This is a genomic window from Coraliomargarita algicola, assembly GCF_033878955.1.
In the GTDB taxonomy this organism is placed as follows: Bacteria; Verrucomicrobiota; Verrucomicrobiia; order Opitutales; family Coraliomargaritaceae; genus Thalassobacterium; species Thalassobacterium algicola.
Genome location: NZ_CP138858.1, coordinates 2,273,970 through 2,298,247 on the forward strand (window position 1 = coordinate 2,273,970; position 24,278 = coordinate 2,298,247).

At 51.5% G+C, this 24,278-nt stretch carries 24 protein-coding genes; 19 read left to right on the plus strand and 5 right to left on the minus strand.

The genetic code is table 11. The features are described 5' to 3' along the window. Nucleotides 1-57: 57 nt before the first annotated feature. Nucleotides 58-1,848 carry a sodium:solute symporter family transporter gene (locus SH580_RS08965; protein ID WP_319834660.1) on the minus strand — a complete coding sequence of 597 codons (1,791 nt, stop codon included), beginning with the start codon at nucleotides 1,846-1,848 and terminating at the stop codon, nucleotides 58-60. Nucleotides 1,849-1,985: 137 nt separating this feature from the next. On the opposite strand from SH580_RS08965, the gene SH580_RS08970 reads away from it, so the two are divergent. The 12 genes from SH580_RS08970 to SH580_RS22290 all read left to right on the plus strand — a co-directional run bounded on the left by SH580_RS08970 (nucleotide 1,986) and on the right by SH580_RS22290 (nucleotide 14,356). Beyond that, entirely contained in the window at nucleotides 1,986-3,068 is a 1,083-nt protein-coding gene (locus tag SH580_RS08970; protein WP_319834661.1) for an NAD(P)-dependent oxidoreductase, read from the plus strand. A gap of 138 nt (nucleotides 3,069-3,206) precedes the next feature. Further along, nucleotides 3,207-3,830, plus strand: coding sequence for a GDSL-type esterase/lipase family protein (locus tag SH580_RS08975; protein WP_319834662.1), 624 nt, complete (start codon nucleotides 3,207-3,209; stop codon nucleotides 3,828-3,830). A gap of 67 nt (nucleotides 3,831-3,897) precedes the next feature. Beyond that, on the plus strand, nucleotides 3,898-4,608 hold the full coding sequence (locus SH580_RS22175) for a type II secretion system protein (RefSeq protein WP_425607157.1): 711 nt from the start codon (nucleotides 3,898-3,900) through the stop codon (nucleotides 4,606-4,608). 36 nt (nucleotides 4,609-4,644) lie between these two features. Further along, the gene (locus SH580_RS08980; protein WP_319834663.1) at nucleotides 4,645-5,466 is read left to right on the plus strand and encodes a hypothetical protein; all 822 of its coding nucleotides are present in this window, start codon (nucleotides 4,645-4,647) and stop codon (nucleotides 5,464-5,466) included. 62 nt (nucleotides 5,467-5,528) lie between these two features. Continuing rightward, complete coding sequence (locus SH580_RS08985) at nucleotides 5,529-6,956, plus strand: polysaccharide lyase 6 family protein (RefSeq protein ID WP_319834664.1); 1,428 nt, start codon at nucleotides 5,529-5,531, stop codon at nucleotides 6,954-6,956. Further along, nucleotides 6,956-8,641: a glycoside hydrolase family 3 protein gene (locus SH580_RS08990; RefSeq protein WP_319834665.1), complete on the plus strand. Its 1,686-nt coding sequence runs from the start codon at nucleotides 6,956-6,958 to the stop codon at nucleotides 8,639-8,641. The genes SH580_RS08985 and SH580_RS08990 overlap by 1 nt, the downstream gene beginning before the upstream one ends. A gap of 200 nt (nucleotides 8,642-8,841) precedes the next feature. Then, the gene (locus tag SH580_RS08995) at nucleotides 8,842-9,501 is read left to right on the plus strand and encodes an SOS response-associated peptidase (protein WP_319834666.1); all 660 of its coding nucleotides are present in this window, start codon (nucleotides 8,842-8,844) and stop codon (nucleotides 9,499-9,501) included. Between the two features lie 58 nt (nucleotides 9,502-9,559). Next, nucleotides 9,560-10,885: a Glu/Leu/Phe/Val family dehydrogenase gene (locus SH580_RS09000; RefSeq protein WP_319834667.1), complete on the plus strand. Its 1,326-nt coding sequence runs from the start codon at nucleotides 9,560-9,562 to the stop codon at nucleotides 10,883-10,885. 90 nt (nucleotides 10,886-10,975) lie between these two features. Then, the gene (locus SH580_RS09005) at nucleotides 10,976-11,503 is read left to right on the plus strand and encodes a gamma carbonic anhydrase family protein (RefSeq protein ID WP_308983615.1); all 528 of its coding nucleotides are present in this window, start codon (nucleotides 10,976-10,978) and stop codon (nucleotides 11,501-11,503) included. A gap of 190 nt (nucleotides 11,504-11,693) precedes the next feature. Then, nucleotides 11,694-11,921 (plus strand): FeoA family protein, encoded by a 228-nt coding sequence (locus SH580_RS09010; protein ID WP_319834668.1) that lies wholly within the window; start codon nucleotides 11,694-11,696, stop codon nucleotides 11,919-11,921. After that, complete coding sequence (gene feoB / locus SH580_RS09015; RefSeq protein WP_319834669.1) at nucleotides 11,918-14,125, plus strand: ferrous iron transport protein B; 2,208 nt, start codon at nucleotides 11,918-11,920, stop codon at nucleotides 14,123-14,125. Before SH580_RS09010 ends, feoB begins: the two co-directional genes overlap by 4 nt. 78 nt (nucleotides 14,126-14,203) lie before the next feature. Then, nucleotides 14,204-14,356 carry a FeoB-associated Cys-rich membrane protein gene (locus SH580_RS22290; protein ID WP_486599292.1) on the plus strand — a complete coding sequence of 51 codons (153 nt, stop codon included), beginning with the start codon at nucleotides 14,204-14,206 and terminating at the stop codon, nucleotides 14,354-14,356. 5 nt (nucleotides 14,357-14,361) lie between these two features. On the opposite strand, the gene SH580_RS09020 is transcribed toward SH580_RS22290, so the two are convergent. Next, a complete protein-coding gene (locus tag SH580_RS09020) occupies nucleotides 14,362-15,315 on the minus strand; it encodes a rhomboid family intramembrane serine protease (RefSeq protein ID WP_319834670.1) in 954 nt (317 codons plus the stop codon). A 55-nt stretch (nucleotides 15,316-15,370) separates the two neighbouring features. On the opposite strand from SH580_RS09020, the gene SH580_RS09025 reads away from it, so the two are divergent. From SH580_RS09025 to SH580_RS09035, 3 genes are read left to right on the plus strand one after another with little or no spacing between them, the layout of a single operon-like run. Beyond that, nucleotides 15,371-16,141 (plus strand): hypothetical protein, encoded by a 771-nt coding sequence (locus SH580_RS09025; protein WP_319834671.1) that lies wholly within the window; start codon nucleotides 15,371-15,373, stop codon nucleotides 16,139-16,141. 20 nt (nucleotides 16,142-16,161) lie between these two features. Next, a complete protein-coding gene (locus tag SH580_RS09030; RefSeq protein ID WP_319834672.1) occupies nucleotides 16,162-17,136 on the plus strand; it encodes an MBL fold metallo-hydrolase in 975 nt (324 codons plus the stop codon). Between the two features lie 11 nt (nucleotides 17,137-17,147). Beyond that, the gene (locus SH580_RS09035) at nucleotides 17,148-17,756 is read left to right on the plus strand and encodes a 3'-5' exonuclease (RefSeq protein WP_319834673.1); all 609 of its coding nucleotides are present in this window, start codon (nucleotides 17,148-17,150) and stop codon (nucleotides 17,754-17,756) included. A 64-nt stretch (nucleotides 17,757-17,820) separates the two neighbouring features. Here SH580_RS09035 and SH580_RS09040 read toward each other — a convergent pair whose 3' ends face one another. Further along, entirely contained in the window at nucleotides 17,821-18,057 is a 237-nt protein-coding gene (locus tag SH580_RS09040; RefSeq protein ID WP_319834674.1) for a hypothetical protein, read from the minus strand. A 161-nt stretch (nucleotides 18,058-18,218) separates the two neighbouring features. Here SH580_RS09040 and SH580_RS09045 point away from each other — a divergent pair, with 161 nt between their 5' ends. Continuing rightward, nucleotides 18,219-20,060 (plus strand): TonB-dependent receptor plug domain-containing protein, encoded by a 1,842-nt coding sequence (locus SH580_RS09045; RefSeq protein ID WP_319834675.1) that lies wholly within the window; start codon nucleotides 18,219-18,221, stop codon nucleotides 20,058-20,060. 114 nt (nucleotides 20,061-20,174) lie between these two features. Here the strand turns inward: SH580_RS09045 and SH580_RS09050 are convergent, their stop codons facing one another. Further along, a complete protein-coding gene (locus SH580_RS09050) occupies nucleotides 20,175-20,720 on the minus strand; it encodes a YMGG-like glycine zipper-containing protein (RefSeq protein ID WP_319834676.1) in 546 nt (181 codons plus the stop codon). Between the two features lie 83 nt (nucleotides 20,721-20,803). Here SH580_RS09050 and SH580_RS09055 point away from each other — a divergent pair, with 83 nt between their 5' ends. The 3 genes from SH580_RS09055 to SH580_RS09065 all read left to right on the plus strand — a co-directional run bounded on the left by SH580_RS09055 (nucleotide 20,804) and on the right by SH580_RS09065 (nucleotide 23,896). Further along, entirely contained in the window at nucleotides 20,804-21,733 is a 930-nt protein-coding gene (locus SH580_RS09055; protein WP_319834677.1) for a MotA/TolQ/ExbB proton channel family protein, read from the plus strand. 44 nt (nucleotides 21,734-21,777) lie between these two features. Beyond that, nucleotides 21,778-22,791, plus strand: a complete 1,014-nt coding sequence (locus SH580_RS09060; protein WP_319834678.1) for a VWA domain-containing protein — start codon at nucleotides 21,778-21,780, stop codon at nucleotides 22,789-22,791. Nucleotides 22,792-22,903: 112 nt separating this feature from the next. Continuing rightward, the gene (locus SH580_RS09065; protein ID WP_319834679.1) at nucleotides 22,904-23,896 is read left to right on the plus strand and encodes a vWA domain-containing protein; all 993 of its coding nucleotides are present in this window, start codon (nucleotides 22,904-22,906) and stop codon (nucleotides 23,894-23,896) included. Here SH580_RS09065 and SH580_RS09070 read toward each other — a convergent pair. Continuing rightward, the gene (locus SH580_RS09070; protein WP_308949858.1) at nucleotides 23,893-24,165 is read right to left on the minus strand and encodes a hypothetical protein; all 273 of its coding nucleotides are present in this window, start codon (nucleotides 24,163-24,165) and stop codon (nucleotides 23,893-23,895) included. The two genes, SH580_RS09065 and SH580_RS09070, sit on opposite strands and share 4 nt — an antisense overlap. Nucleotides 24,166-24,278: the final 113 nt, after the last annotated feature.

A 24,278-nucleotide genomic window follows, 5' to 3' on the forward strand; every position in this document is an offset into this window, starting at 1 on the left:
GTTTGAAGTCAAAGCGGATAGTTGAATTTTTCTACCCTTCCCGCGAGTTGGAGTTAACTATGATTTAGGATCGGTTCCTTTATCTATAGGTTTTTTGCTCCGGTACCCCGCAAAAACAAATAATAATCCCGTAAGGGAAACACTGCCACCAACAAAGAGGATACCTAGTCGGCCATCGATCCCCCAGCCATTGCCAGGGACAAACATGATCAGACAGATGGCAACTCCAATTACTATAGCAAAAAAACCTAGAATACGTTCCTGTGAGCTGTCGTTGGCCTCGCCGACTTCCTGCTCAAAGTCTACTGGAGTATTCATGGTGCGGAAAAAATCATCAACTTGCGCTTTATACTTAGGTGAGGCGTATTTCCAGAACGGCATAGTTAGCATAAAAATTGCAGCGGCTAACCCCAGCTTGAGCAGGATTCCCCAATGCCATTTATGAGGATCATGCATTAGAGGTACATCCTTCACCACATCTTTACCGGAAAAATACATAAATAGACCGACAGGCCAAACCATGATCATGGTAACAAGTGCCGACCAACTTGGTACCTTGCGAATAAAAAGTCCCAATAGCAGTGGAACTTGCGAGGTCGGTATCAACAGGCCAAGTATGAGCATAAAGCGGAAAATTCCTTTACCTTCCTGGCGTGATAAATACAGAGAAATGAATATGATGCCTGCACCGCATAGTAGAGTCCAGACTTGTCCAATGCGCAATTGTCCTTTTGGACTCGGCATTTTGCGACCGCGAAGTCGTAACAAGGGCGGAAGGATGTTTTTGACTAAAGTAGCTGAGTTGCCGTTAAGTCCACTGTCCATACTACTCATCGTTGCTGCGAAGATTGCGACGGCGATTAATCCCGACATCCCGAGTGGAAGTAAGTTAAGGCTGGTTATCGCGTAGGCGGATTCTGCTGGAGAGGCGATATTCATCGCTTCAACTTCCTGGGAAAAACACAGCTTGGCTACAATAGGAGGGATAATCCATATCACGGAGCCTATCGTCATGAGTATGCAAGCCAACCAAGCTGCTTTGCGTGCATCGCGACCATCCTTGGTTGCAAAATAGCGCGGAGCCGAGGAGAGTGAATTGTAGCTAATGACATGTTCCAAAGTGACTGCGATTGCCCAATAGATGGAGAAGTCGATCATTTCGTCGGAGAATTCCACCGTATTGATGAATTTGAAGTGCTCATTAAGCCCCTGTGCCTCGATCATGCCGAACATGCCACTGCCCCACCCCACGTACTTGAGTGATAGAATGGCCACCAAGACTGTAATTGGAATCAGTATCAGGCTTTGTAAAAAGTCGGTCGCCTTGACGGCCCAGCTGCCTCCAATCATTGAGTAAATCACTACTACGACGCCGATAACCAAAATCGTGGACTCGATATCGAATCCGAAAATTGCAGACGTAAAGATTGACAATCCATATAGATGGAGGGCGGCGACATACGCGTAGAAGACGAAGCCCGAGTAAGCCACGTATTGTTCTGTAGTTGGACCGAAGCGTTTGCGCACGACTTCTGCGGATGTGGTCATTCGCAGTTGGCGATATCGCGGAGCTAAATACACCGCGTTGAATAGAAATCCCAAGCTATTGGATAGAAATATGATTGTAACGGTCCATCCAGCATTATAAGAGACGCCAGCTGCACCGGTGAACGTCCACGCGCTGAAGGTGGTCATAAATACGCTGGTTCCAATTAGCCACCAGGTTCCGCGACAGCCATTACGAAAGTAATCATTCGAGTCTTGATTGAATTTTTTAAAAACAAGCGAGACGGTAACCAGCAGGAGTAAATAAGCGGCGATGATGATGAATTCGATTGTTTGTTCCATGTGTGAAAAGATATCTTGGATTAACGAAGGATGCCCGTGGCAGTGAGGGTATGTGGATCGCAGTCGTTCTGATGAGGTGAGAAACATGCACGCTGCACATTTGGGAACTTGGATCAAAGTCGAAGGAATTAATGCGCATGAAATTTGGGCTGATTGCCGTGGGAGATGCAAAAGCTAGAACAAATGTATTGAACTCATCAGAACAAACTCGATCTACCTCCGGAGCGGTCACAAACGCTCCGACATTTGCACTTATTCCCGATGAAGTGAACGAGTTCTTTCCGCCATCTTTACAGGAAAGAGCTCAGACGCATTATCGAGAGAGCGTTTGGTTGAACCCTGGAGCCCCGTCCTATCCGCAGTTGGAATCTGCAACTGTTTTGGTCGGTGCATGGCGATTACGTGATATTCCGATTGATTTCTTAAAAAGCCGCGGTGGAAACCTTGAATATTTGTGCCTACTGGTGGGATCGCCGAAGCGCTCAATAACGAGAAAACATATTGAAGAGGGGCTGCTCGTTACCAATTGGGGGAATGTCTGTAGCCCCAATATTGCGGAAGGAGCCTTGACTTTAATTCTCTCCAGGTTGCGCGTGATTTATCGATATCGCGATGAGTTGGTTCGTCTTGGGAAATGGAATAATATACGTGCTGAAACGGCTACGCTTATGGGGAAGCGAGTATCCATACATGGTTTTGGTAATTTGGCGAGAGCGCTGATCAGGTTGCTGAAGCCCTTTAATGTAAGCATCGCGGTATATGCACCAGGAGTTCCCGTTGAATTGATTCGAGCTGTCGGCGCTGTAGCTGTTGATTCGTTGTTTCATTTGGCTGAGAACTGCGATGTTTTTGTGGAAGCAGAGGCCTTACGTGCGGATAATCACGGTTGCATAAATCAGTGTGTGCTTTCTCGACTTCCTATTGGAAGTGTATTCGTAAACGTGGCTCGTGGTGCTCTCGTTAACGAAGTCGATCTGGTTCAAGTGGCTAAGGATCGGGACTTGAAGGTTGCTTTGGATGTTTATCAGCAGGAACCGCTTCCCTCTGATTCACCACTTTTCAGTATTCCTGATGTGCTGCTATTACCTCACATGTCTGGCCCGACGAAAGACATCAGATGGATCTGCGGTGAACTGGCACTCGATAACCTCAATCTCTATTATGCCGGACAGCAGCCTAAAAATGTAATCGGACTTCAGGAATTTGATCGTATTACCTAATCCCCCGTCGGTGTTAATTGAAATAATATGAAATGCTTATGCAAAATCCCTGTAACAGCTTGTCTGCTTTTGTCATGTATTTATTCATGGGACTTGCAAGGAGCGCAGGCAGTAGACCCGAGAGACCCCAATGGGCTCATGCGTTACGCTAAAGCCAATGCATCTATGCCGTTCCCTGATATTGCTGAACAAAGGGTGATTTTTCTAGGAGATTCCATCACTGATAATTGGAAGTTGGATGAGTATTTCCCAGGCGAAGGTTTTATCAACCGTGGAATAGGAGGGCAAGTTACCGAACAGATGCTGGCTCGATTACGGCAAGATGTTATTGCGCTAAATCCGTCGATTGTATGTTTTTTGGGAGGGACGAATGACATTGCACTCGGTTATTCAAATGAAGCCATACTATCGAATATCCGTAGCATTGCAAAGCAATGTCGTGAGTCTGGTATTCGTCTTATTATAAGTTCAATACTGCCCATATCAAACTACCACAAAGATCGTGAAGCGCGGCGTGAACGCAGTAAACTCAGGCCTCCCGCGCGTATTCTAGCCTTAAACGATGGGCTGCGGGCAATTGCAGTCGAAGAGGATGCTGATTACTTGGATCTTCACACAGTCTTGGTGGATTCATCTGGACAAATGCCTGCCGATTTCTCGAGCGACGGCTTACACCCAAATAGTAAAGCGTATGGCACCATGGCTCCATACATTCTAGACGCGATCGGATCCGTTCGGCGCCAGCGGTTTAACTCATTGTAAGTAAATTTCATCTGCATGAAAAATGTGATCATTGCTAAGTGTATCCGTAGAGATAGGGTTGAAATTAATGTTTAATGTGAGCCCCAGCACATTCGTCCCCAGGAGATGCCAGAGTAGTCAGCCGCAAACTTGTTCGAGTCGGTCTGCCTTTACACTGATTGAATTACTGTGCGTCATTGCTGTTGTCGGAATTCTCGCAACGATATTGCTACCACTGCTTTCTTCTGCACGAGTCCGCGCCAGTTCGGCTGTCAGTTCTAGTAATCTGAGGTCTATTGGTGTGGCTATGCAAATGTACATGCATGAGCACAAGGGATACCTACCCGGGCCAATCACAAATGCGCAGTTTGCATCTTATTCTAGTAGTCTCGATAAGGGCTTAACCTATTTTCTTGGTACTTATCTCGATGCGCCTGAGCCTACGAAGACTAGCCAGGTGTTGAGCTGCTTCACATTTCCTGCGTATCTTGATTATGACCCGAATATGAAGGGGCCAAGCTACTTTGCTACGACCTCGGCAAAGATTAATGGGCGCACTCGAAACCCTTGGGGCTATGCAAGTAGTGATCCCGATAAAGTAGGCAGCCCATCTCAGGTGTTCTACGTTAATGATTTAGATTCAAATGCGACAATGCTGCTAACAGAAATTGATCAGCAATCGCCTCAAGTCAATGGATCCGAGGGGTGGTACACTAAGCTCTCGCCAACTCCGCTACATAAAAGTCACCGGAATCAACTCTTTCTCGACGGCTCAGTCCGATCTGTCGAAACGAAATAACCGTCACACAACCCAAAACAACCAAATACTAATATTATGAAAATAAAATCACTATCTACCGTCGCTGCATCTCTAATGCTATCTGTATTATCAATATCTGCTCAAAGCATCTATTCGGATGATTTTTCATCTGGAGGATTCAGTGGCTACACAGTTAGCTCAAGCGCTAATGCTGATCGTGGTGCTGTGATCGTTGATGAAACAACTACTACACCTACGAATCCTTTTTCTGGTAATGCGGCTCACATCTACGATTTCAAGGATGGCTCAGCGATTCGGGTTCAAAAGGATTATACTCTTACGGCTTCTACGCAATTGGTACAATTAATACAGTTTGATGCTGCGCTGGCAACGGCCGCCGATACAACTGATGGCACGCTTGTATTTCGGGTCGCTAATGCTGGAACTAGCATTAGTAGTCAGAGTAACTCTGCATTTGAGCTTCAATTACGTCAAACGGGGGTTCTAGCTATTTATGGCGCGACCAACAATGGTTTCTCTGATGAAATCAATGTCGCAGGTAGTAGTTTATCAATTTATGCGAATAGTAGCTCCGATACGATTGTAATGTCGGATTTAGCTGATAACGAACTAACGTTACAAGCCAATGAGTTTGCCGTATACTCAAATGGTTCAAAGTTGGGAGTTTGGGGCTTTTTTAGCAACAATTTCTCCTCGTCTGACGGGATTGGCAGTCTGGGATTCGTTAGTAATACAGCCACAAATGGAACAAATGTCATCATTGACAACATTAGTGTAACTGCAATCCCCGAGCCTTCCGCAACGACCTTGCTGATGGGCTCTTCAGTACTTGTGTTCTCACTTAGTCGTCTGGGATATAAAGTAAACCAGAATTAATTGTTACATAAATATCGCAGATTTTTCTCACACTGATTTTTGAGTCTCTCCCACCTACATAGATGAGCCGTTCTACTTCTATACTCGTTCTTGTTGCTTTCGTGCTCGCTGGGGTCAATTGGGGCATCGCATCCGAAATAACCGTCAACTCTGTCGAAACATTAAAAGCTGCCGTTTCCCAGGCCGTCCCGGGCGACATGATTATTGTCTCTTCAGGTGATTACAGCAAGCCGATCGACATTGTCGGGCGAGGTTCAGACGTATCACATATTACGATACGTTCGGAGCAGGGAGCTCCAGTTGTCCTTAATGGGCCGATTTACCTGCGAGGCTCGTATCTCAGTCTGGAAGGGTTTGATTTTGGTCCCAAGGGGCGAGTTGAGTTTGCTGAGGGGCGTGGCCATCGGCTTTGGCGCTGTCGCTTCGATGCTCTCAAGGCAGGGCATTGGGTGCGGTTTCAAGATGAGGCGACTCATTGTGAAATCGGTTATTGTTCATTTACGAATGACGACAACGCGGGGGAAAGCGGGAATCAGCAAATCATACAAATATTGCGGAGCGATGAAACAGGGCCCGATTATCATCACATTCACCACAATTATTTTGCCAACGTAACTCCGGGCGAGGACAGCAATGGTTTTGAAACGATTCAACTTTTCCACGGTGCCGAAGGTGGGCGTGGAAGCTCGCAATCCATTGTCGAATACAATGTGTTTGAGCGCTGTAATGGAGAAGTCGAAATGATTTCCGTTAAGTGCTCCGATAACATTATTCGCTATAACTTGATTAAGGAATGTCGTGGTGGCCTCGTTGTGCGCAAGGGGACTGGAAACCTGATCGAAGGCAATGTTTTCCTGGGTAATAATGTCGAGAAGACATCCGGTATCCGCTTTCAGGGAAATGAGCAAATCGTGGTCAATAATTTCATGTCTAACTTGGCCTACAGCGCAATCTCGCTGCATAATGGTGATCCTGAAAATTACTATGATCCAGTTCAGGGGGCAACCATTGCCTTCAATACCATCATCAATTGTGGTAGGGCTTTTAATATCGGTGTGCGACATCCAAAATTGGATTCTAGCATCTCGCCAGTGGATGTTGTCATTGCCAATAACATTTTGGTGACTTCTGGGACACAAATCTTTGATCCGGATGGTGCGATGGCTAGCTGGAAGGTTGAGGGGAATCTTGCATTCGGTACCACGCCTGAACTTGCAGATCTCTCTGGATTCACTTTCCAAGACCCATTGCTTGTGCCATCATTGGGAGGTATTTTTGTTCCCACCGCAGGGAGTCCCGCCATCACTCAAGCGCAGGGAGAATACCCGGATATTACCAAAGATATTTATGGGACGCCGCGTTCTGTAGAGGGTAAAACCATCGGTGCAGTTGAGTTTACGCTGCCCGAGTTACCAGTGAGTCGTGCGACCGTCGGGCCCGATGCAGCTCCACATGAGGCAACTAGTATCCTTGATTCCTCGGTACTATAATGACACCGAACCCTCTTGAACTAAGTCCTATTGAGCGTAATCAGGTCGTTCAGATTATCGAACAGCTTGAGCCTCGCGAGCGATTGGCTCAACTGATACATCCGATCCTTTGGGCGCACTGGAACCCTGAGTCGCCTGTCGATGCGTTTCATAAAGTAAGTTCACTATCATGTGGCGGAGGATTTCTAGGTGTTGCGAATCTCGCTGAGACGAGTCCATTACTGCGTGATCTGCAACAGCGGTCTAAAGTGCCGTTACTGATTTCTGGTGACCATGAGAGCGGTTGTCGAGCAGTCGGGGCGACTTCATTTGGTTCTCTAATGAATTTGGCTGCAGTTGAACCGATTGAAGATGCAGAGAAATATGCTTATCAGGTGGCTGCGGAAACAGCTCGGCAAGCTCGCAGTATGGGGTGTCATTGGAATTTCGGCCCAGTTGTCGATATTAACTATAATTGGGATAACCCGATCACAAATCACCGCTCTTTTGGGGATAATCCGCATCGGATTGCTCGCTTGGCGCAGGCATATATCCGTGGCATGCAGGAGCATGGAATCGCTGCAACGGCCAAGCATTTCCCAGGTGATGGAATGGATTCCCGTGATCAGCATACTGTGACGAGTGTGAATACACTTCCGCTTAACGAATGGGAGCAGTCGTATGGTCAAACTTTTAAGGCTGCGATAGATGCAGGTGTCATGAGTATTATGACAGGCTGGATTGCGATGCTACACCGTTCCAGTTTACATGTCAGAACAGGTTTGCGATTACCTGCAGTTATAGATCCAGCCGTTCAGATTGATCTGTTACGCTCGGAGATGGGCTTCAAGGGCTTGGTCGTCACTGATGCTTTTAAAATGGGAGGATTGCGCGCAATCTATCCAGATGAAGGAGAGCTTGCAGTGGAGGCATTGCGTGCGGGCGCGGATATGCTGCTTTTTATTCGAAATAGTGTCGAATCAACTGTGGATGCGATTGAGTGTGCCTTGAATGACGGGAGGTTGAATGAGCTTGCAATTAACCGTTCGGTTGAACGCATCATTTCAATGAAAGCCAAACTCGGCTTACTGGAAGCGATGATCCCGCTGCCGGATGAGGATATATTCTCGGCTCGGGTGGATAATCCAAAGACGATTGAACTCTCCAGTCAGGTAGGTGAAAGGTCTGTCACTCTTGTCCGTGATTGGGCTTCCCGTTATCCTTTAAATCTGCCCAAGAAATCACGAATACTTTTAGTCGAGCTGGGATCGGGGCACCTAGGGAAGTCCGGCATCAATGTCGGAGAAAACGATGATAAAACATTGGTTTTGGATACTATCAGTAGGGAACTTGAAGGAGCGGGGTACGAAGTCGACTGCGCTAGGATTCCCGCAGATGTCCAAGACGACATCAGTGCCTATGACGCGGTTTTTTATATTTCAAACATTAGCCCACGACCTCAGACAGGTAGCGTTAGAATATCTTCTCAAGCAAATGCCTGCATTAATTGGGAAGCCATGCAAGCGGGACAGCCAGCTTATTTCGTGTCGTTTGGGAATCCATATTTGATTCGTGAAATCGGAGTTGTTGACAATTATGTATGCTGTTATTCAAGGCAACCCAATGTTGTGATTGCCTATACTAAAGCATTACTCGGGCAAATTCAGTTTAGAGGGAAGTGCCCCGTAGATTTGATGCTTTGGTAGTTAGGGATGCTAAAGTCCACTATGGACACATGAAGCATTGGCCCTTTCCCGAGAGCGTCCAACAAAAACAAAAAATCGGCACCGAAATCATTGCCATTTCATCCAAGACAATTCATACTCTGTCCTCGCAATACCTGTTCATTCCTGCGACTCACCGTTGCCCTCCACTCTCATTTTAACTCGCTCCAAAGGCACGCTCCATGTGCGGACGCTACACACTGCACGTACAAAAACAAAAACTGGCAAAGGCCATCGCGCTAGCACTGCCTGATGCCTATGAACCAGACTATAACATCGGTCCGGGCCGGGAAGTGCTCAGCATTGCAAACCGCGCACGCCAGACACCCTCAGCTGCGATGATGCAATGGGGCCTGCGAACCCCGCAAAATTTCCACATCAACGCTCGTATCGAAACCGCGGACACAAGCCCCCGATTCCGCGACAGTTGGCACGCGCATCGCTGCCTGCTACCAGCCAACGGCTATTACGAATGGTATCAAGACGGCATCACCAAACAGCCCTACTACATCTACCCCGAACAAGGTGAGCTATATTATTTCGCGGGGCTCTGGTTCCCTGCCCCTAAAGATGCCCCCTTCCCGTCGGTAGTCGTGCTCACAACCGCCGCCCACGATTCTCTGCGCGATATCCATGAACGCATGCCGGTCATTTTACCTAATAATTCTAGTGCCGACTGGCTGGACGGCGCGCTCGACAAACGCGACACACTCGCACTCTCGGATAAGGTTTCACTGCAAAAACATCCCGTCTCACGAAGAGTCAACAGCGTGCACAATAAAGACAGTCAATTAATCGAAGCCACCTCGGCACAGTCAGACGATCAAATGATGTTGTTTTAATCTGAATGAAAGTTCAACGGCACTTGTCTTCTGAATAAAACACAGACAGTCTATCCACATGGACCCCTGCAACACCCCAGCCTGCCAATCCGCCCGGGAAATTTTCCACGAATTGGATGATTACTACGATGATCACAACCTCTACTTCCAGACCATTAGCTCGGTGCTGGATGCAGCCAACCTGCTCAAAGTAGACCAACGTCTCAAACTCATCCTCTCACAGCCCAAGAACGAGATCATGGTGCACTGCCCCGTCAAAATGGACGATGGGCGCTGGCGCCTGTTTAAGGGCTACCGCGTGCAACACAATAACGTGCTGGGCCCCTACAAAGGCGGCATCCGCTACCACGGCGAAGTCAAGCTGGACGAGGTCAAGACACTCGCACTGCTCATGACGATGAAATGCGCGCTGGCCCGCCTGCCCTTCGGCGGCGCCAAAGGAGCGCTTAAGATCGATCCACGCTCGGTCAGCCGCAGCGAGCTCGAACGCGTCACTCGCCGCCTGACCGCTGCGCTGGGTAACAATATCGGCCCGGATTACGACATTCCTGCCCCCGACATGGGCACCAATGCACAAATCATGGCATGGATGGCCGATACCTATATCAATTTCGCCGAGTCCTCCACCAAGGTCACCGCACGCGGCGTCGTCACCGGCAAACCCCTCGAATTCGGCGGCTCCGCCGGCCGCGAAAAAGCCACTGGTCAGGGGCTGGTCTATGTGCTCGACGCCCTCCTCCCGGGCATGGACATGGACGTATCGAAGCTCAGTTTCAGCCTGATCGGCTATGGCAATGTCGGCTCATGGACCGCTCGCTTGCTCCAAGCACGCGGCAGTCAACTCAAAGCAGTGATGGACCACACCGGTGCCATCTGCAACGAAGCCGGCATCGACGCCGAAGCACTGGCGCAGCACGTGCAAGCCACTGGCGGCGTGAACGGTTTCACCGGAGCCGACGCAATCGACGCGCCCAATTTCTACAGCACCCCGGTCGACCTCTTCATACCTGCCGCACTGGAGCAGATGGTGGACCTCGAACACGCCGAACGCTTGCAATGTAAAGTGCTGGTCGAAGCGGCCAACGCTCCCACTACCCCACGCGCAGAGCAGCATCTACTCCAAAAAGGCGTGGAAGTGCTGCCCGCGATTCTGTGCAACGCCGGCGGTGTGACCGTGAGTTATTTCGAATGGAAGCAAAATCGACAATCCGAGACCTGGGATGAAGAACTAGTCGACGAGCGTCTGCGTAAAGTGATGACACGCTCCGCCGAGCGCGTGCTGGCCACCGCCAAGCGCCTCGACTGCAGCATGCGCCTTGCCTCCTACGCGGCCGCGATCGCACACATCGATAAAGTCTATGAGATGCGCGGCGTATTTCCGTAAAGGCCCGCTATGATTATCCAGTCTTCAAGCCCTGCTTATAGAAGTGCTTTGAACTGGCGCAAAATCCATCCTCCCGCTTAATGGGCGACTATGACTATAGATGAACGTCTCTCGAAATATCTTGATCAAACTCCGGCCATCGACGATTCGGCCTATGTGGCTGAAGGCGCCGTCGTCATTGGCGCCGTTTCCCTGGGGCTCAATTCCAGCGTGTGGCACAATGCAGTGCTGCGCGGCGACATCAATACCATCGAAATCGGCGAAGGCTCCAATGTGCAAGACGGCACCGTCGTGCATCTAGCCGACGACTACGGTGTAAAAGTCGGCAAATATGTAACCATCGGCCACTCAGCCATGATCCACGCCTGCGAAATTGGCGACGAATGCCTGGTCGGCATGCAGGCCACGATACTTGACGGCGCTGTCATCGGCGAACAATCGATTATCGGTGCAGGCGCACTGGTGACAAAAGGCACGCAAATCCCCGCAGGCTCGCTAGTGCTAGGGGCTCCAGCTAAAGTGGTGCGCGCACTCAGCGATGAGGAACGCGCGGGACTGAAAGGACTCGCCGAAAAATACGTGACCGTCTCGCGTGGCCACAAAAAGCGTTTCAGCTAGTAAGCACGCAAGGCGAGCTTGACTCCAGTCTCACCGCCTCCGTGCGGAGCCTTCACACACCATCCGGCTGCTCCAAACCGCCTCGGCCTGAAAACTGTCACGCCTACGTCACCTGAGGCTTGCAATTCAGTCATAACTCCTTCTCATCAACGAGCGATTGAGACTTATTCTCAGCCGAGACCATTTTACCATGCGACTGAACGAAATCAAAAAAGGCGGACTTTTCCGCGTCAAAAACCTGGATTGCTGCAACGACTGCGTCTCGCGGCTGATGTCTATGGGCTTATTGCCGGACCAGGAGATTCGTCTCGTGCATGAAGCACCGCTGGGCGATCCGATTGCTGTGGAATTCAACGGCTGCCACATTAGTGTACGTCTGGAAGATGCCGCTCACGTGGAGGTGGAAGAGATTTTATGAGCGCCGCAGCAGCCAACCGTCGCATTGCTCTGATCGGGAATCCGAACACGGGCAAAACCTCTCTGTTTAATACGCTGACTGGCATGCGCCAGCGCGTGGGCAACTATTCAGGCGTGACGGTTGAGAAAAAGACGGGCACTTGGCAGATGCCCAATGGTGAGTCCGTCGAGTTAATCGATTTGCCGGGCACGTATAGTCTCAGCGCCAGCTCACTCGACGAGCGGGTGGCAGTCGACGTCATTAGTGGTCACGGCATGGGCGGCAAGGCCCCGGATCTAGTCATCGTCGTGGTCGATGTTGAAAACCTGCGCCGCAACCTCTTCCTGGCGTCGCAAGCCTCTGAGCTGGGCGTGCCTATGGTCATCGCACTGAATTGCTGGGATGTGGCAGAAAAAAAAGGCCTGCAAATCGACAGCAAACTACTGGAACAACGACTCGGCGTGCCGGTGGTGCCTACAGTCGCCAAACGTAAAAGCGGCACCGACGAACTCGCCAAAGCAGTCGAGAAAGCGCTCCTATCGCGTCCGATACTAGTGCGCCCCAAATGGCCCGAGCCCGTGCAAAAAGCGATCGCAAGCCTGCGCGAGGGCCTAATCGATCAACACGGCGAATCCCTCAGCGAAGGCGAGCTACAACGTCTATTATTCGACCGCAAGAGCGCAGTCACCGAACGCCTCAAGACAGCAAGCAGCGAGCACGCTCCGATCATCCAAGCCGCCCGTGATCAACTGTATAAAGACGGCTTTCAACCGGACGCCGCCGAATCGACACTACGCTTCCGCTTTTTGAATCCTCTACTCAACGATGTGCTGGAACGCCAATCGGCGATGAAAAAGCGCAGTAAGTCCGAGAGCATCGATCAACTGCTACTACACAAATTCTGGGGCCTGCTGGTCTTCGTGGGGATGATGTATGTAGTCTTCCAATCCGTTTACACCTGGGCGGGCCCGATCATGGACCTGATCGAAACAATGGTCGGCTGGGTACAAGGGATCGCTTCGGATGCACTCGTGGCCACACCGATGCTACAGAGCTTGATCGCCGACGGAATCATCGGCGGCGTGGGCGCATTCTTGGTCTTTTTACCACAGATCCTCGTGCTGTTTTTCTTTATCTCGCTACTGGAGGCCTCCGGCTACATGGCGCGGGCAGCCTTCCTGATGGACAAGCTATTTCAATGGTGCGGTCTCAACGGAAAAAGCTTCGTGCCCCTACTGACCAGTTTCGCTTGTGCGATCCCCGGCATCATGGCCACCCGCACGATCAACGACAATAAAGCACGCTTAATCACCATTTTGGTGGCACCGTTGATGAGCTGTTCCGCTCGCCTACCGGTTTATTTATTGCTCATTGGCGCCTTCATCGAACCGAAGTATGGCCCCAACGTAGCAGGTGCGACACTCTTTGCGATGCACTTTGTGGGCGCATTTGTGGCTGCACCCTTTGCCTGGGCTCTCAATAAAACGGTCAACAAGGGCCGCAAGCCAGTGCCCTTCGTAATGGAACTGCCCCACTACCGGGTTCCACAAGTTAAACTTGTCTTCCACCGCATGTATGAAAGCGGCAAAGAATTTGTGGTGCGCGCCGGCACCGTGATCTTCGCCATGACCATCATCATCTGGGCACTCCTTTATTTCCCACGTTCCGAGACAATCGAGACCGAGGTGCGGGCTCAATATATGAGTGAGCTCAGTCAAGCCGAGCCCGTCGAAGCCACAGAGTTTGAATGGACCCCAGAAACCGAGGCCGAACTTTCAAAGCGTATCGATGCCACCTATCTGGAACAGAGCTACATGGGGCGCTTTGGTAAACTGGTACAACCCATCTTCGCCCCTGCTGGCTATGACTGGAAAATCACAGTCGGCGTATTGGCCAGTTTCCCCGCGCGTGAAATCATCATTTCAACTCTCGGAATCACTTATGCACTGGGCGGCGAGGTCGACGAAGAGTCGGACGACTTACGTAGCACCTTGAGTAATGCCAAATGGGAATCCGGTCCACGCAAAGGCGAGCCTGTATTTAACATACCAGTCGCACTCTCGATCATGGTGTTTTTCGCACTCTGCATGCAGTGCGGTGCCACACTCGCAGTGATCGCGAAAGAGCTCAATTGGTGGTGGGCTGCAGGTAGCTTTTTTGCACTCACTGCCCTGGCATGGGTCGCCGCAGTCATGGTCTACCAAGTCGGCATGCTATTTATCTAAAGAGCGTGCCCCGCGGTCTATGCACCAAGCCCAAGCCGCCACGACCTAGACAAGTAATCAAGTATAAGAATGAAACACATGGAAATCATCCTCGTCGCAGTCATCATTCTAGGCGCTCTGCTGTATTTGTACAAAACATTTAAGCCCAAAAGCAAAAATGGCGGCGGCTGCGGTTGCGGCACAGTCGACTGCAAAGTCCCGAAGCCAAAACTCCAGCAACCTAAAAAATGAGTGAGTTAGCTCACTCGTAAAGCCCATGCTAGCGCCACCAGCGCGACGCTCAACAGTCCGACCCAATACCGCTGCTGCTCAAGGTAAACGAATGCGCGCTGAAAAATCGCCCCGACCAAGCCCAGGAGTAAACCACACACGAAGCCGCTGATGTGAGCCGCCACATCCACACTTCCGTGCAAAGATCCATCTCCGACCCCGGTTAACCCCAACAAGGTCATGCCACCAAAAACCGGCACAAACCAACGCGGCATCAGCCACGTCTCTTGAGCCTCCGAAATAGCCGCCCACAGTCCAACGCCAGTGAGAAGTCCCAAGGCCCCAAATACCGCAGTCGACGCTCCGATCGAATAGTGCGGCTCGGGAAAATAGACCCAGGCATTTAATACATTGCCCAAGACGCCACTGCTCAAAATCAACAACCAGCCCGCTGCAGCGCCAAAAAAACGAGCCACGAAAAAGGCAAAACCCATCCCCGCCACTAGATTAGAGACCAAGTGCACGATATCTCCATGTAAACACAGCGATGTCAGCGCCCGCGTCCACTCCCCACCCGTGATCATCGCCAGCGAATCCCCACGACCTAAGTCCAGCGGCCAACCTGCCTGCTGCCAGAGAAAACAGCTAAGCAAGATAATCGCATAGAGTACAAAACTCACGTAGCCGAAGCTAAATTCAAGGTAGCGGGTACCCAAAAACCTACGCTGCGTGGAGGCCAAGTCAAAGATCGCAGCCAGCTCCGCCCGCACCAACGAAGCATCCGCAGGCACGACACAGACCACGTATTGCCCCGCATGCAACAAGGTCCAATAAGCCTTCCCCATCGCTAAAATCGCGAGTCCAGCGTCACTGGCAGCAGAAAAATCCGCATACACTGCCACCGGCACCAGACCCTCAGGCGCCTCGAAGCCCTCCAGTGAAAACTCGCTCAAGACTGGATGATTTTTCAAACTCGCCATAGAGCCAACATGCTGTAGAGTGCTTCCTACATCAATCTATTTACATAGACCAATTATGTTCAAAAAATTACTCCTAGGGCTTCTGTTACTCGCTTTGATCGCTGGTGCCGCGATCTATTTCGTCCTTTCAGGCGGACTCAATCAGCAAATTAAAAATGGCGTCGAAACCTACGGCCCCCAAGTCACACAGACGCCAGTGACGCTGGAAAATGTCAATCTCTCCATTTTATCGGGCAGCGGCTCCCTCACCGGGCTCAATGTCGGCAACCCGGACGGATTCAAAAGCGCGAATATCTTCTCACTCGGTCAAATCGACCTAAAAGTCGATACCAGCACCGTGTTCAGCGATAAGATTATCATCGACCACATCATCATCAAGCAGCCCGAAATCAGCTACGAAAAGACCTTAACGTCTTCCAATTTAAAAGAGCTGCTGGAAAACATCGAAGAATTCACTGGTCCAGCAGACACCACCGACACAACAGCCGACCCCGCCGAAGACACCGGTGCGAAGAAGCAAGTCGTCATCAAACAGCTCATCATCGAAGATGGCACCGTTTACGTCGGCGTGATGGGAATTGGCCAAACAGTCAGCCTGCCCCGCATCGAGATGGCCGACATCGGCGAGAGCGGGAAACAGATGACGATGGCCGAAGTCCTCGATCTGGTGCTCAGCAAGGTCCTACAATCCATCGGCCCCGCAATCGCCAACGCGGGTGATTTAGGTAGCGCTGCCGTAGATGCACTCAAAACTCAAGGTTTGGAAAAAGTCGACCAAGCCAGCGAGAAAGTCGGCAAAAGTATCAAAGGTCTCTTCGGCAAATAATCTCAACAGCTTCACAAGGCATGAAAGCGATCATCTGGGGCTCCTGTGGCTCACTTCCCGCTCCAAGCACATCAGCGTCGATCCGCCAAAAGGTTCGCGATGCAATCTGGGCTGCCCGTGAACATCAGTTTGAGAATCTCGCCGCGGTCGACGCCTACCTGGAAACCTTACCACACTGTGCGCGCGGAACCTATAAAGCCAACACCTCCTGTGTTCAAATCAAAGCCAATACTGACGAATACATCTTTTGCGATGCCGGCACTGGATTGCGCGATTTTGCGCTGAGCCTGGGCAAAGACTCCGCCCCTGCCACCTATCATATTTTCATCTCCCATCTACACTGGGATCATATTCAGGGCTTTCCTTTTTTCACGCCCGCCTACCAAGCGGGTAATCGCATTATTTTTCATGGCTTCCATAAAGAAACGGAGCGCGCGCTCCGCGCACAAATGGAAGCCCCCTGCTTTCCCGTGCCCTTCGAGGCCATGCAAGCAGAGATCGAATTCGATATCCAAGAAAACGGCGCCAGTTTCCAAGTCGGCGACATTCAAATTTCAACGATCAAACAACAACACCCCGGCGACTCCTGGGGCTACTGCTTCGAAGAAAACGGGAAACGCATAATCTACTCTTCCGACTCCGAACACGGCCCCGAAGCACGCAAAGAAGGCTACCACTTCGTCGATTTTTTTCAAAACGCGGATGTACTCATCTTCGATGGCCAATATACCTTCGAAGAAGCAACCAACGAAAAACGCTACTGGGGACACTCCGACCACATGACTGCCGTCGAGCTTTCTGCTCGCGCCAAGGTTCGCCAACTCATCGTCTTCCACCACGAACCAGCCTACACAGACACAGAGATCGAAGAAATCCACAAAGATGCCCTCAGCTACAGCGAGGAGTATAATCAACGATTATCTAACAATACTAATAATACAACATACCCACAGCGCATCGAGCTGGCCTTCGACGGCTTGGAAATCGAAGCTTAAATTACCATTACATGTCCGAAACAACTCAAACACCGACCGTCGAAAATCGAAAAATCACTAAAGCCGAGATTAACGAGCTCCCCCTGATCGCTTGGGAGGGCGACATTCAAATACTTGAAAACATCGAAACGATGGAAGCTGCGGTCGCCGAGCTTATGAATGAAGCACACCTCGGCTTCGACACCGAGACGCGCCCAAGCTTTAAAAAAGGTGAATACTATCCACCCGCATTGATTCAACTCGCCACCGCAAACTGCGTCTATCTCTTCCGTATCAGTAAAACCGAGACATTCGCACCATTGCTCCCCATACTGGAATCGCCCGACATCCTAAAAACGGGCGTAGCCATCAAAGACGATGTCAAGGAGCTACGGGCGATGGAGGAATTCACCCCCGCAGGCTTTGTTGAGATCGCCGACATCACACTCAAGCTCGGCTACGAAAATCGCGGTCTACGCGCACTCGCCAGCCTACTCCTTAATGGACGCATCAGCAAAGCAGCACAAGTCTCCAACTGGGCACGCGCTGAACTCGATAATAAGCAAATCCGCTACGCTGCGACAGATGCATGGATCAGCCGCGAAATCTACCGCAAGGCAATCGCCGAACGAGACGCTTAGAGCTAAAAACTTTAATGCTCCCTTATTAATGCTCCCTAATAGAGCATTAAATGCCGATAATAGCTTATAACATACCACGCAGCAATAAGAACCACGATGCTGCCAAGGTGAAGGCTAAGAGCAGCGAACCAATCACCACCATCGTCAATGCAAACTTCGGATACGGTATCGCATTGCTCACACCAAAGAGGTGATTGCAGATGGTATTACGCAGTTCACGTTTTTTTTCTTCTGTGCTCACAATCATGAATATACCAATCACTCCCGGAAGGATGCAGATTGCCATTTTAATTATGAGCATTGCGAAACTAAGATTTAAAAGCTGCATAGGATTCTATTAGGAAATAAGGGTGATGGGGAGATTTCCGGCAAATGCCAACTTTAAAATTTACGTCAATGTTAAGCTGATTTTCAACAAGATTAACAATTGATCTTTTAGAATTCATCCCATTGGCTAGCTGCATGATCCACTGCAAAGTCAAACCACTCATCATACTGGCGTTCGCCTCCTCCGCTCTACTGTCGCGAGCAGACACCACACAAACGCTGCCAACGCTCTACATTGATGCGCAGCAAACAGCGAACACCCGCCCAGTCACCACCTACGAATCTGCAATTTCCAACCTGGAATTCGAACCGCGTGTGGATTTGCAATCACGTAATATGTCGGAGGCGCAAGGCGACGTCACCATTCGTGGTGGCATCTTCGAAAGCACAGGTTTCCGTGTCGGCAGTGCCACTCTAATCGACCCGCAAACTGGACACTACTTCGCCGAGCTACCCATCGCGCCGGAAATGCTCGAACGCGCCGAAGTGCTCACAGGCAACGACAATGCACTTTACGGCTTCAATAGCACAGTGGGCACCATCAACTACGGATGGAGTCAGATCGCTGACGGCGGCAGCTTAACAGTCGGCGGCGGTGACCACGACCTCAACTTTCAACGTATCCACCACGGCATGACAAGCACCCTCGGTGAAAGTGGCGAATGGAGTTGGGGCATCGAGGCGGAAGTCTCTCGCTCCGAAAGCGATGGCACCCTTGAGTTTGGCGACAGCGACTTTGACCGCACCACCGGACGCGTGCAAATACTCGGCCCCAATTCGCAGACCGACTTCTTTGCCGGCTATCAGTCAAAGTTCTTTGGTTGGCCTGAACTCTACGCGGCTTCCTTTGGATCGAATGAAACAGAAAACCTGAAAACTCGCCTCTTCATAGTAAATCATCATCAAAATTATGGCGACGATAGCTATTGGGAAGCCACCGCTTACTCGCGCCGCAATACCGATCATTATATCTATAACCGCTTCGCCCCCAATAAGGCCTTTGTCCACGAAACCGATGTGCACTCACTCGGACTGTCTGGCAAACATGCCTTCGATCAAAGCTTATCCGTCAATTACCAAGCTCAGTTCACCGCAGACCAAATCGAATCCACGACACTGGAGCACAGCTTTACCTCACGCAGCTATTACAAGCTCAGCATTCTTCCCGAATACCAGCTCAAGCTAAGCGCGAATGAAAGCCTCACGCTTCGAGCCGGAGGCACGCTCGACGATACCAGTCGCGACGACGATGAACTCTCTGCGCTCTTCGACATCACCTGGCTACGCAGCTACGAAGACAATAAAAGCGACAGCGTCTACCTAGCCTACGCGGAATCGAGTCAAGTGGCCGGTTACACTGCAATCGGCGGACTCGGTGGACTCTTCCTAAGTAACCCCGATCTAAATCGCGAAACGAGCCAAAACCTGGAGTTCGGCACTCAACTGACACGTCAAAACTGGAGCTTCGAAGCAGCAATCTTTTATCGCTGGGACGATGATCTAGTCGATTGGACCTACTCCAACGGCAGTCCAAACGCCCGCGCGGCCAACAACGTCGACATCGAAACATTCGGCTTCGAGCTCATCGGCACCAAACGCTGGGGCGACGTCGAGGGCATTGCCAGCTACACCTACCTGCATAAAGACGAGGACTACGGCGATGCCAGCATCGACGCCAGCTTCTACGCACTCAACTATGCCAAGCATCGTGTGACCCTAGGCGCTATCTGGAGCCCGAATGATATCATTGAGATTCGTATCGACAACGAATGGCGCGAAAATGAAGCGAACGCGCTACGCAACGGCAGTGATTCCGCACTTTTCACCCACTTCGGCCTCAGCATTTACCCGCCAGCGATCGCAGGCCTGGAGCTTTTCTTCGCAATCGACAACGCTTGGGATGACGGTTTCGAAGACGTGCCTGGCACCCCGGGGCGCGGCGACCAATACAGCGCAGGTGCCACTTTCCGTTGGTAACACAACGGCCTAATGCCCCCAAACAACGAAAGGCTCATCGCGTGTGTGCGGTGAGCCTTTTTATGATCTTTCGCAGAGCATACTCTGCGGAACTATATCAAAAACACGAACGAACTAATACTGCCCATTCTCTTGGCGCTCCAGTTCGGCCAATTCTTCCTGAGCCTTAGCAATGCGCGCTTGCGCTTCTTGAATGCGACGCGCGCGCGCTTGCGACTCTTCGTAAGATTTTTTCTTGGCGGCCAACTCAGCTTCCACTCGTGCGGCTTCACGCTCTGCAGCAGCCACATCGGCCGAAGTGGAATTGCGAGCAATCTCATCACGCACCCGCTTTGCTTCCAAAGCTTTAATGTCCTGTTCTAGCTTCTCCTGCTGCAAGACTTCCTGCTCATACTCATATTGACGTTGCGCCTCAGCTGCCTGCAGCTCTTCTTGACGCTTATCGATCTGATTACCAGCCATGCCACCTAAGGCACCTCCCAGCACCGCGCCGGCCACCACATTGATATCATCGCCATCGCCCATCTGGGCACCCGCGATGCCTCCCAGCACGGCACCCGCAAGTATACCGATATCGCGACCACGATTGGGATTATTCTGACAGCCCGTTGCAAAAATGAGGGCCAAAATTAAGATGGAAGAGGCAAAAAGTTTGTTCATAACGCTATCAATAAGTGCCCTTGCAGAAATTGCAATGCACAGAATAATAAGACCTCCTCTCAATCTAAAGTTCCGAGCTATCTATGAGTCTACGAAATCCTGAACGCGGCCTCTTCTCTGTCAAAGGCCTCATTTTCACCCTCGGTTTGATCGCCTCCTTCATTTTTGTCGGCACTCTCTACGGTCTCATCATACGCCCCGGCGCCAATAAGGCTGATCTGGCTAACAGCTACGGCGTCGATGTCGGCAGCTCTTTTTCCAGCCTATTCGTGATACTCAAAGACTATGAGCAGCAAATTTGTATCTCCCTCTTTCTCTGGGGGCTGATGATCCTGATCTATAAATTCATACTGCTTAACTACGAGGCCAAGACACTCGGCCGCTTCGCTCCCGAGAGCGAGGGCCTGGATACGGAGCCCGAAGTCGATCTACTGGCTGGCGCGCGCAGCATTACACGCGAGCGCGCGGGCGCACTCTCTGCCGAGATTGATAGCAAGAGCCAACAGCACGACTTGCATAATAAGATCCTCCCCTACGTTATGGCGCGTGGACTCGAACGCTATCACATGACCGGCAGCGTGCCCGAAGCCACCGAAACTATCATGGGGCGACTCGAAGTGGCCTCCGAGCAACAAGAAAGCGAGCTCTCCATGCTCCGCTACCTCGTCTGGGCGATCCCTTCCATCGGTTTCATAGGCACCGTGCGCGGGATCGGCGTCGCCCTACAGCGCGCTGACGAAGCGCTACAAGGCGACATTTCCGGCGTCACCAGTGCGCTGGGCGTAGCCTTCAACTCCACCCTGGTGGCCCTCTTCATTAGCATCGTACTAATGCTGCTCATACATCTGCTACAAGGCGGCCAGGAAGGCCTGATTCTGCGTCTACAAACCTTCTGCCGCGAGCAACTCATCGATAAACTCTACGACCGCGAGGAAACCGCTATCCGTGAGCAGCAGACCGAAGATAAAGAGCAGAAGTCCGCCAGCCAAGACGAAGCAAGGAGCGAACGTTAAACCTCAGCCCACCGCCCAAGCACTTAAACTAGAGATTATTTCCCGTGAAACGTCGCCGCGAAACACAGAGCTCCGCGCTCTCTTTTATGGACTGCATATGCTGCGGTTTCGGGGCCGTGCTCTTGCTCTTCATTCTCACGGCAAAGGCGCAAATCACCGATAGCCAGGAACAGGCCACTCAATCGCAAGCGGCAGCCGAAACACTGCAGGCCGCCATTCGCGAAGCTGAAGCGAAGCAAAAGGCACTGGAAAAAGAGATCGAAGCTCTGGATCCGCAACCAGACAGCAACGCGACCAGCGTCGCTCAACTGGCCGCCGAACAAGAACGCCTCGCTAAAGCGATTGAAGCACAGGCCGAAGCCCTCGCAGCACTGGAATCCGAGGCCGAACCCAGCGAAGAGCCCGCGGCACTCGATCGCCCCTCTGCCGACAATAGCTACCTCTCAGGCCTACGCTTACGCGCCCCGCGTGCGGTCATTCTGCTCGAAAGCTCCGGCAGCATGCTGGCAGAAGATGCCAACAGCGCAGTGCAAATCATCCAACAAGGCAGCGGCAGCAACGCCCCCAAATGGCTCCGCAGTAAAGCCGCCGTGCGCGCCGTGCTAGCAGCCATCCCCAAAGGCACCCAAGTGGCGATTTTTGCCATGGCTGAAAATACCCAAGCACTCTCCGGTAGCCCACAAAATCCTTATATCGATCCCTACGATAACAACGCCCTGCTCTCCTGCTTGGATCGCCTCGACAAACTCCAAGCCAGCGGGGGCGCCGACCTCGCCAAAGCCCTGCAAACCGTCAACCAACTCCAGCAACGCGCCAGCAGTTTACTACTGATCGGCGACGGACTCCCCAGCGCTCCGGCGCCCAGCAACGGAGCCCTCAGCGAAGCCGACCGGGTGCAACTCTTCAACCGCGCCATGGCCCAGCAATTTACCTATCCTTTCAACACCATCCTCTTCCCCTTCGAAGGCGATCCCTCCGCCGCAGGCCTATTCTGGAAACTCAGCGGCCGCACCGGAGGCATCACCCTCATCCCCGACAACGACTGGCCCACACTCTGAATGAACGTCGAACATTGAACATCGAACTTCCAACATCGAATAAGCATCCACTCATTCAACATTCAGCGTTGGACGTTGAATGTTCGACGTTCAATCGACTCTCTGCAGCCCCATGATTAAAAGACGCCCCATCGAGGTCTTCAGCCTCTCATTTCTCAACTGCCTCTGCTGTGGCTTCGGGGCGATCCTGCTATTGTTCATCCTCTCGATCGGCTCAGGACCGCACGGCGTCGAAAGTGAAATCGACGTGCCCACCCTCAAGTCCATGCAAGCACAGCTCGCCATGCTGGAAGCCGATGTCGCTGAAAAGGCCGCCTTGCTGGAAGCCGCCATTCATAGCGAACAAACGAGCGCCGAGCGTGAACGCATCCTTTCCCTCATTCAAGAACTGGAGTCCCAACTCGCCGACTTACAACAAGAGTATGACAGCCGCAAGGCCAACCTCAGCACTGCCGCGCAGGCCGCCTCCGAGGCCAATCGCTTACTGCAAAGCTTTAAACACGAAGACCTCCCCCCCATTGGACTGCCAGCCGAAGCCACCCACGTCGCCTTCGTCATCGATACCTCCGGCAGTATGCGCAACCAAATGACCGCTCAATTGCACTACAGCGTGATTGACCAAATCCGAGAACTCTTGGACAGCCTGCCCGAGGTGCGCAGCATCCAGTTCCTCGATTCCAGCGGTAATTATATGATCGGCAACCGCGCAGGCTTTTGGCTGCCCGACACCTCTGGCCTGCGACAACAAGCCTTGAAGCAAATCCTCAATTATCGAGTCGCCAGCGTCAGCGATCCCGAACCCGGCCTACGCCGTGCCATACGCGACCTCAAGCCCAGCCTCAAAGCCGACGATTCCATGAGCATTTATTTCATCGGCGACGACTTTCGCGGCTCGACCCAGAGCCTCCTCATCCAGCTCGACCGTCTCAACCCACGCAATCCCGCCACTGGCAAGCGCCCCGTATCCATCAGCGCCATAGGATTCCCCACTCTCATCAACCCCTTCCGACTCGGCGCCGCACAAGGCAACGAACGCTACGCCAACATCATGCGCGAAATCGCCGAAGCCCACGACGGCGTGCTGATCTTGAAGCCGAGCCTTTAGGAATCCACTTCGGTCAAATCCCCCGTCACGTAGCGGTGCAAGACGCTCGATACCAGCGTTTGATACGGCATACCGTAGCGATTCGCTTTTTTCTGCAAAGCACTCAAGTCGCGCGACGAGATACGAATATTGATCCGTTTATCTTTGTTGTAGGTCTGCTGTGCCGCCTCCTTCAATCGCTCAGCCTCTCGATCATTGGGAGCTCTGGCTGCATCCAAAATACCATCCTCAGCCTCAAGCAGTTCTTTTTCGTAATTATCTTCTTTCATCGCTTTTCCTCCAAGTAATGTTTCGTCGCTTTCCGACTCGGTATAATTGTTTTCAAGAATAAACCCGAGTCATTCTCAACATACGGCACCATATAGACATAGTCATTCATACG

Coding starts and splice junctions, on each gene's coding strand:
- SH580_RS08995 (WP_319834666.1), top strand. CDS start 8,842: ATGTGCGGACGCTACACACTGCACGTACAAAAACAAAAACTGGCAAAG.
- SH580_RS09040 (WP_319834674.1), bottom strand. CDS start 18,057: ATGCTCATAATTAAAATGGCAATCTGCATCCTTCCGGGAGTGATTGGT.
- SH580_RS08975 (WP_319834662.1), top strand. CDS start 3,207: ATGCGTTACGCTAAAGCCAATGCATCTATGCCGTTCCCTGATATTGCT.
- SH580_RS09045 (WP_319834675.1), top strand. CDS start 18,219: ATGATCCACTGCAAAGTCAAACCACTCATCATACTGGCGTTCGCCTCC.
- SH580_RS08990 (WP_319834665.1), top strand. CDS start 6,956: ATGACACCGAACCCTCTTGAACTAAGTCCTATTGAGCGTAATCAGGTC.
- SH580_RS09050 (WP_319834676.1), bottom strand. CDS start 20,720: ATGAACAAACTTTTTGCCTCTTCCATCTTAATTTTGGCCCTCATTTTT.
- SH580_RS09070 (WP_308949858.1), bottom strand. CDS start 24,165: ATGAAAGAAGATAATTACGAAAAAGAACTGCTTGAGGCTGAGGATGGT.
- SH580_RS09035 (WP_319834673.1), top strand. CDS start 17,148: ATGTCCGAAACAACTCAAACACCGACCGTCGAAAATCGAAAAATCACT.
- SH580_RS09000 (WP_319834667.1), top strand. CDS start 9,560: ATGGACCCCTGCAACACCCCAGCCTGCCAATCCGCCCGGGAAATTTTC.
- SH580_RS08980 (WP_319834663.1), top strand. CDS start 4,645: ATGAAAATAAAATCACTATCTACCGTCGCTGCATCTCTAATGCTATCT.
- SH580_RS08965 (WP_319834660.1), bottom strand. CDS start 1,848: ATGGAACAAACAATCGAATTCATCATCATCGCCGCTTATTTACTCCTG.
- SH580_RS08970 (WP_319834661.1), top strand. CDS start 1,986: ATGAAATTTGGGCTGATTGCCGTGGGAGATGCAAAAGCTAGAACAAAT.
- SH580_RS09020 (WP_319834670.1), bottom strand. CDS start 15,315: ATGGCGAGTTTGAAAAATCATCCAGTCTTGAGCGAGTTTTCACTGGAG.
- SH580_RS09010 (WP_319834668.1), top strand. CDS start 11,694: ATGCGACTGAACGAAATCAAAAAAGGCGGACTTTTCCGCGTCAAAAAC.
- SH580_RS22290 (WP_486599292.1), top strand. CDS start 14,204: ATGGAAATCATCCTCGTCGCAGTCATCATTCTAGGCGCTCTGCTGTAT.
- feoB (WP_319834669.1), top strand. CDS start 11,918: ATGAGCGCCGCAGCAGCCAACCGTCGCATTGCTCTGATCGGGAATCCG.
- SH580_RS09025 (WP_319834671.1), top strand. CDS start 15,371: ATGTTCAAAAAATTACTCCTAGGGCTTCTGTTACTCGCTTTGATCGCT.
- SH580_RS08985 (WP_319834664.1), top strand. CDS start 5,529: ATGAGCCGTTCTACTTCTATACTCGTTCTTGTTGCTTTCGTGCTCGCT.
- SH580_RS09005 (WP_308983615.1), top strand. CDS start 10,976: ATGACTATAGATGAACGTCTCTCGAAATATCTTGATCAAACTCCGGCC.
- SH580_RS09030 (WP_319834672.1), top strand. CDS start 16,162: ATGAAAGCGATCATCTGGGGCTCCTGTGGCTCACTTCCCGCTCCAAGC.
- SH580_RS09065 (WP_319834679.1), top strand. CDS start 22,904: ATGATTAAAAGACGCCCCATCGAGGTCTTCAGCCTCTCATTTCTCAAC.
- SH580_RS09055 (WP_319834677.1), top strand. CDS start 20,804: ATGAGTCTACGAAATCCTGAACGCGGCCTCTTCTCTGTCAAAGGCCTC.
- SH580_RS22175 (WP_425607157.1), top strand. CDS start 3,898: ATGTTTAATGTGAGCCCCAGCACATTCGTCCCCAGGAGATGCCAGAGT.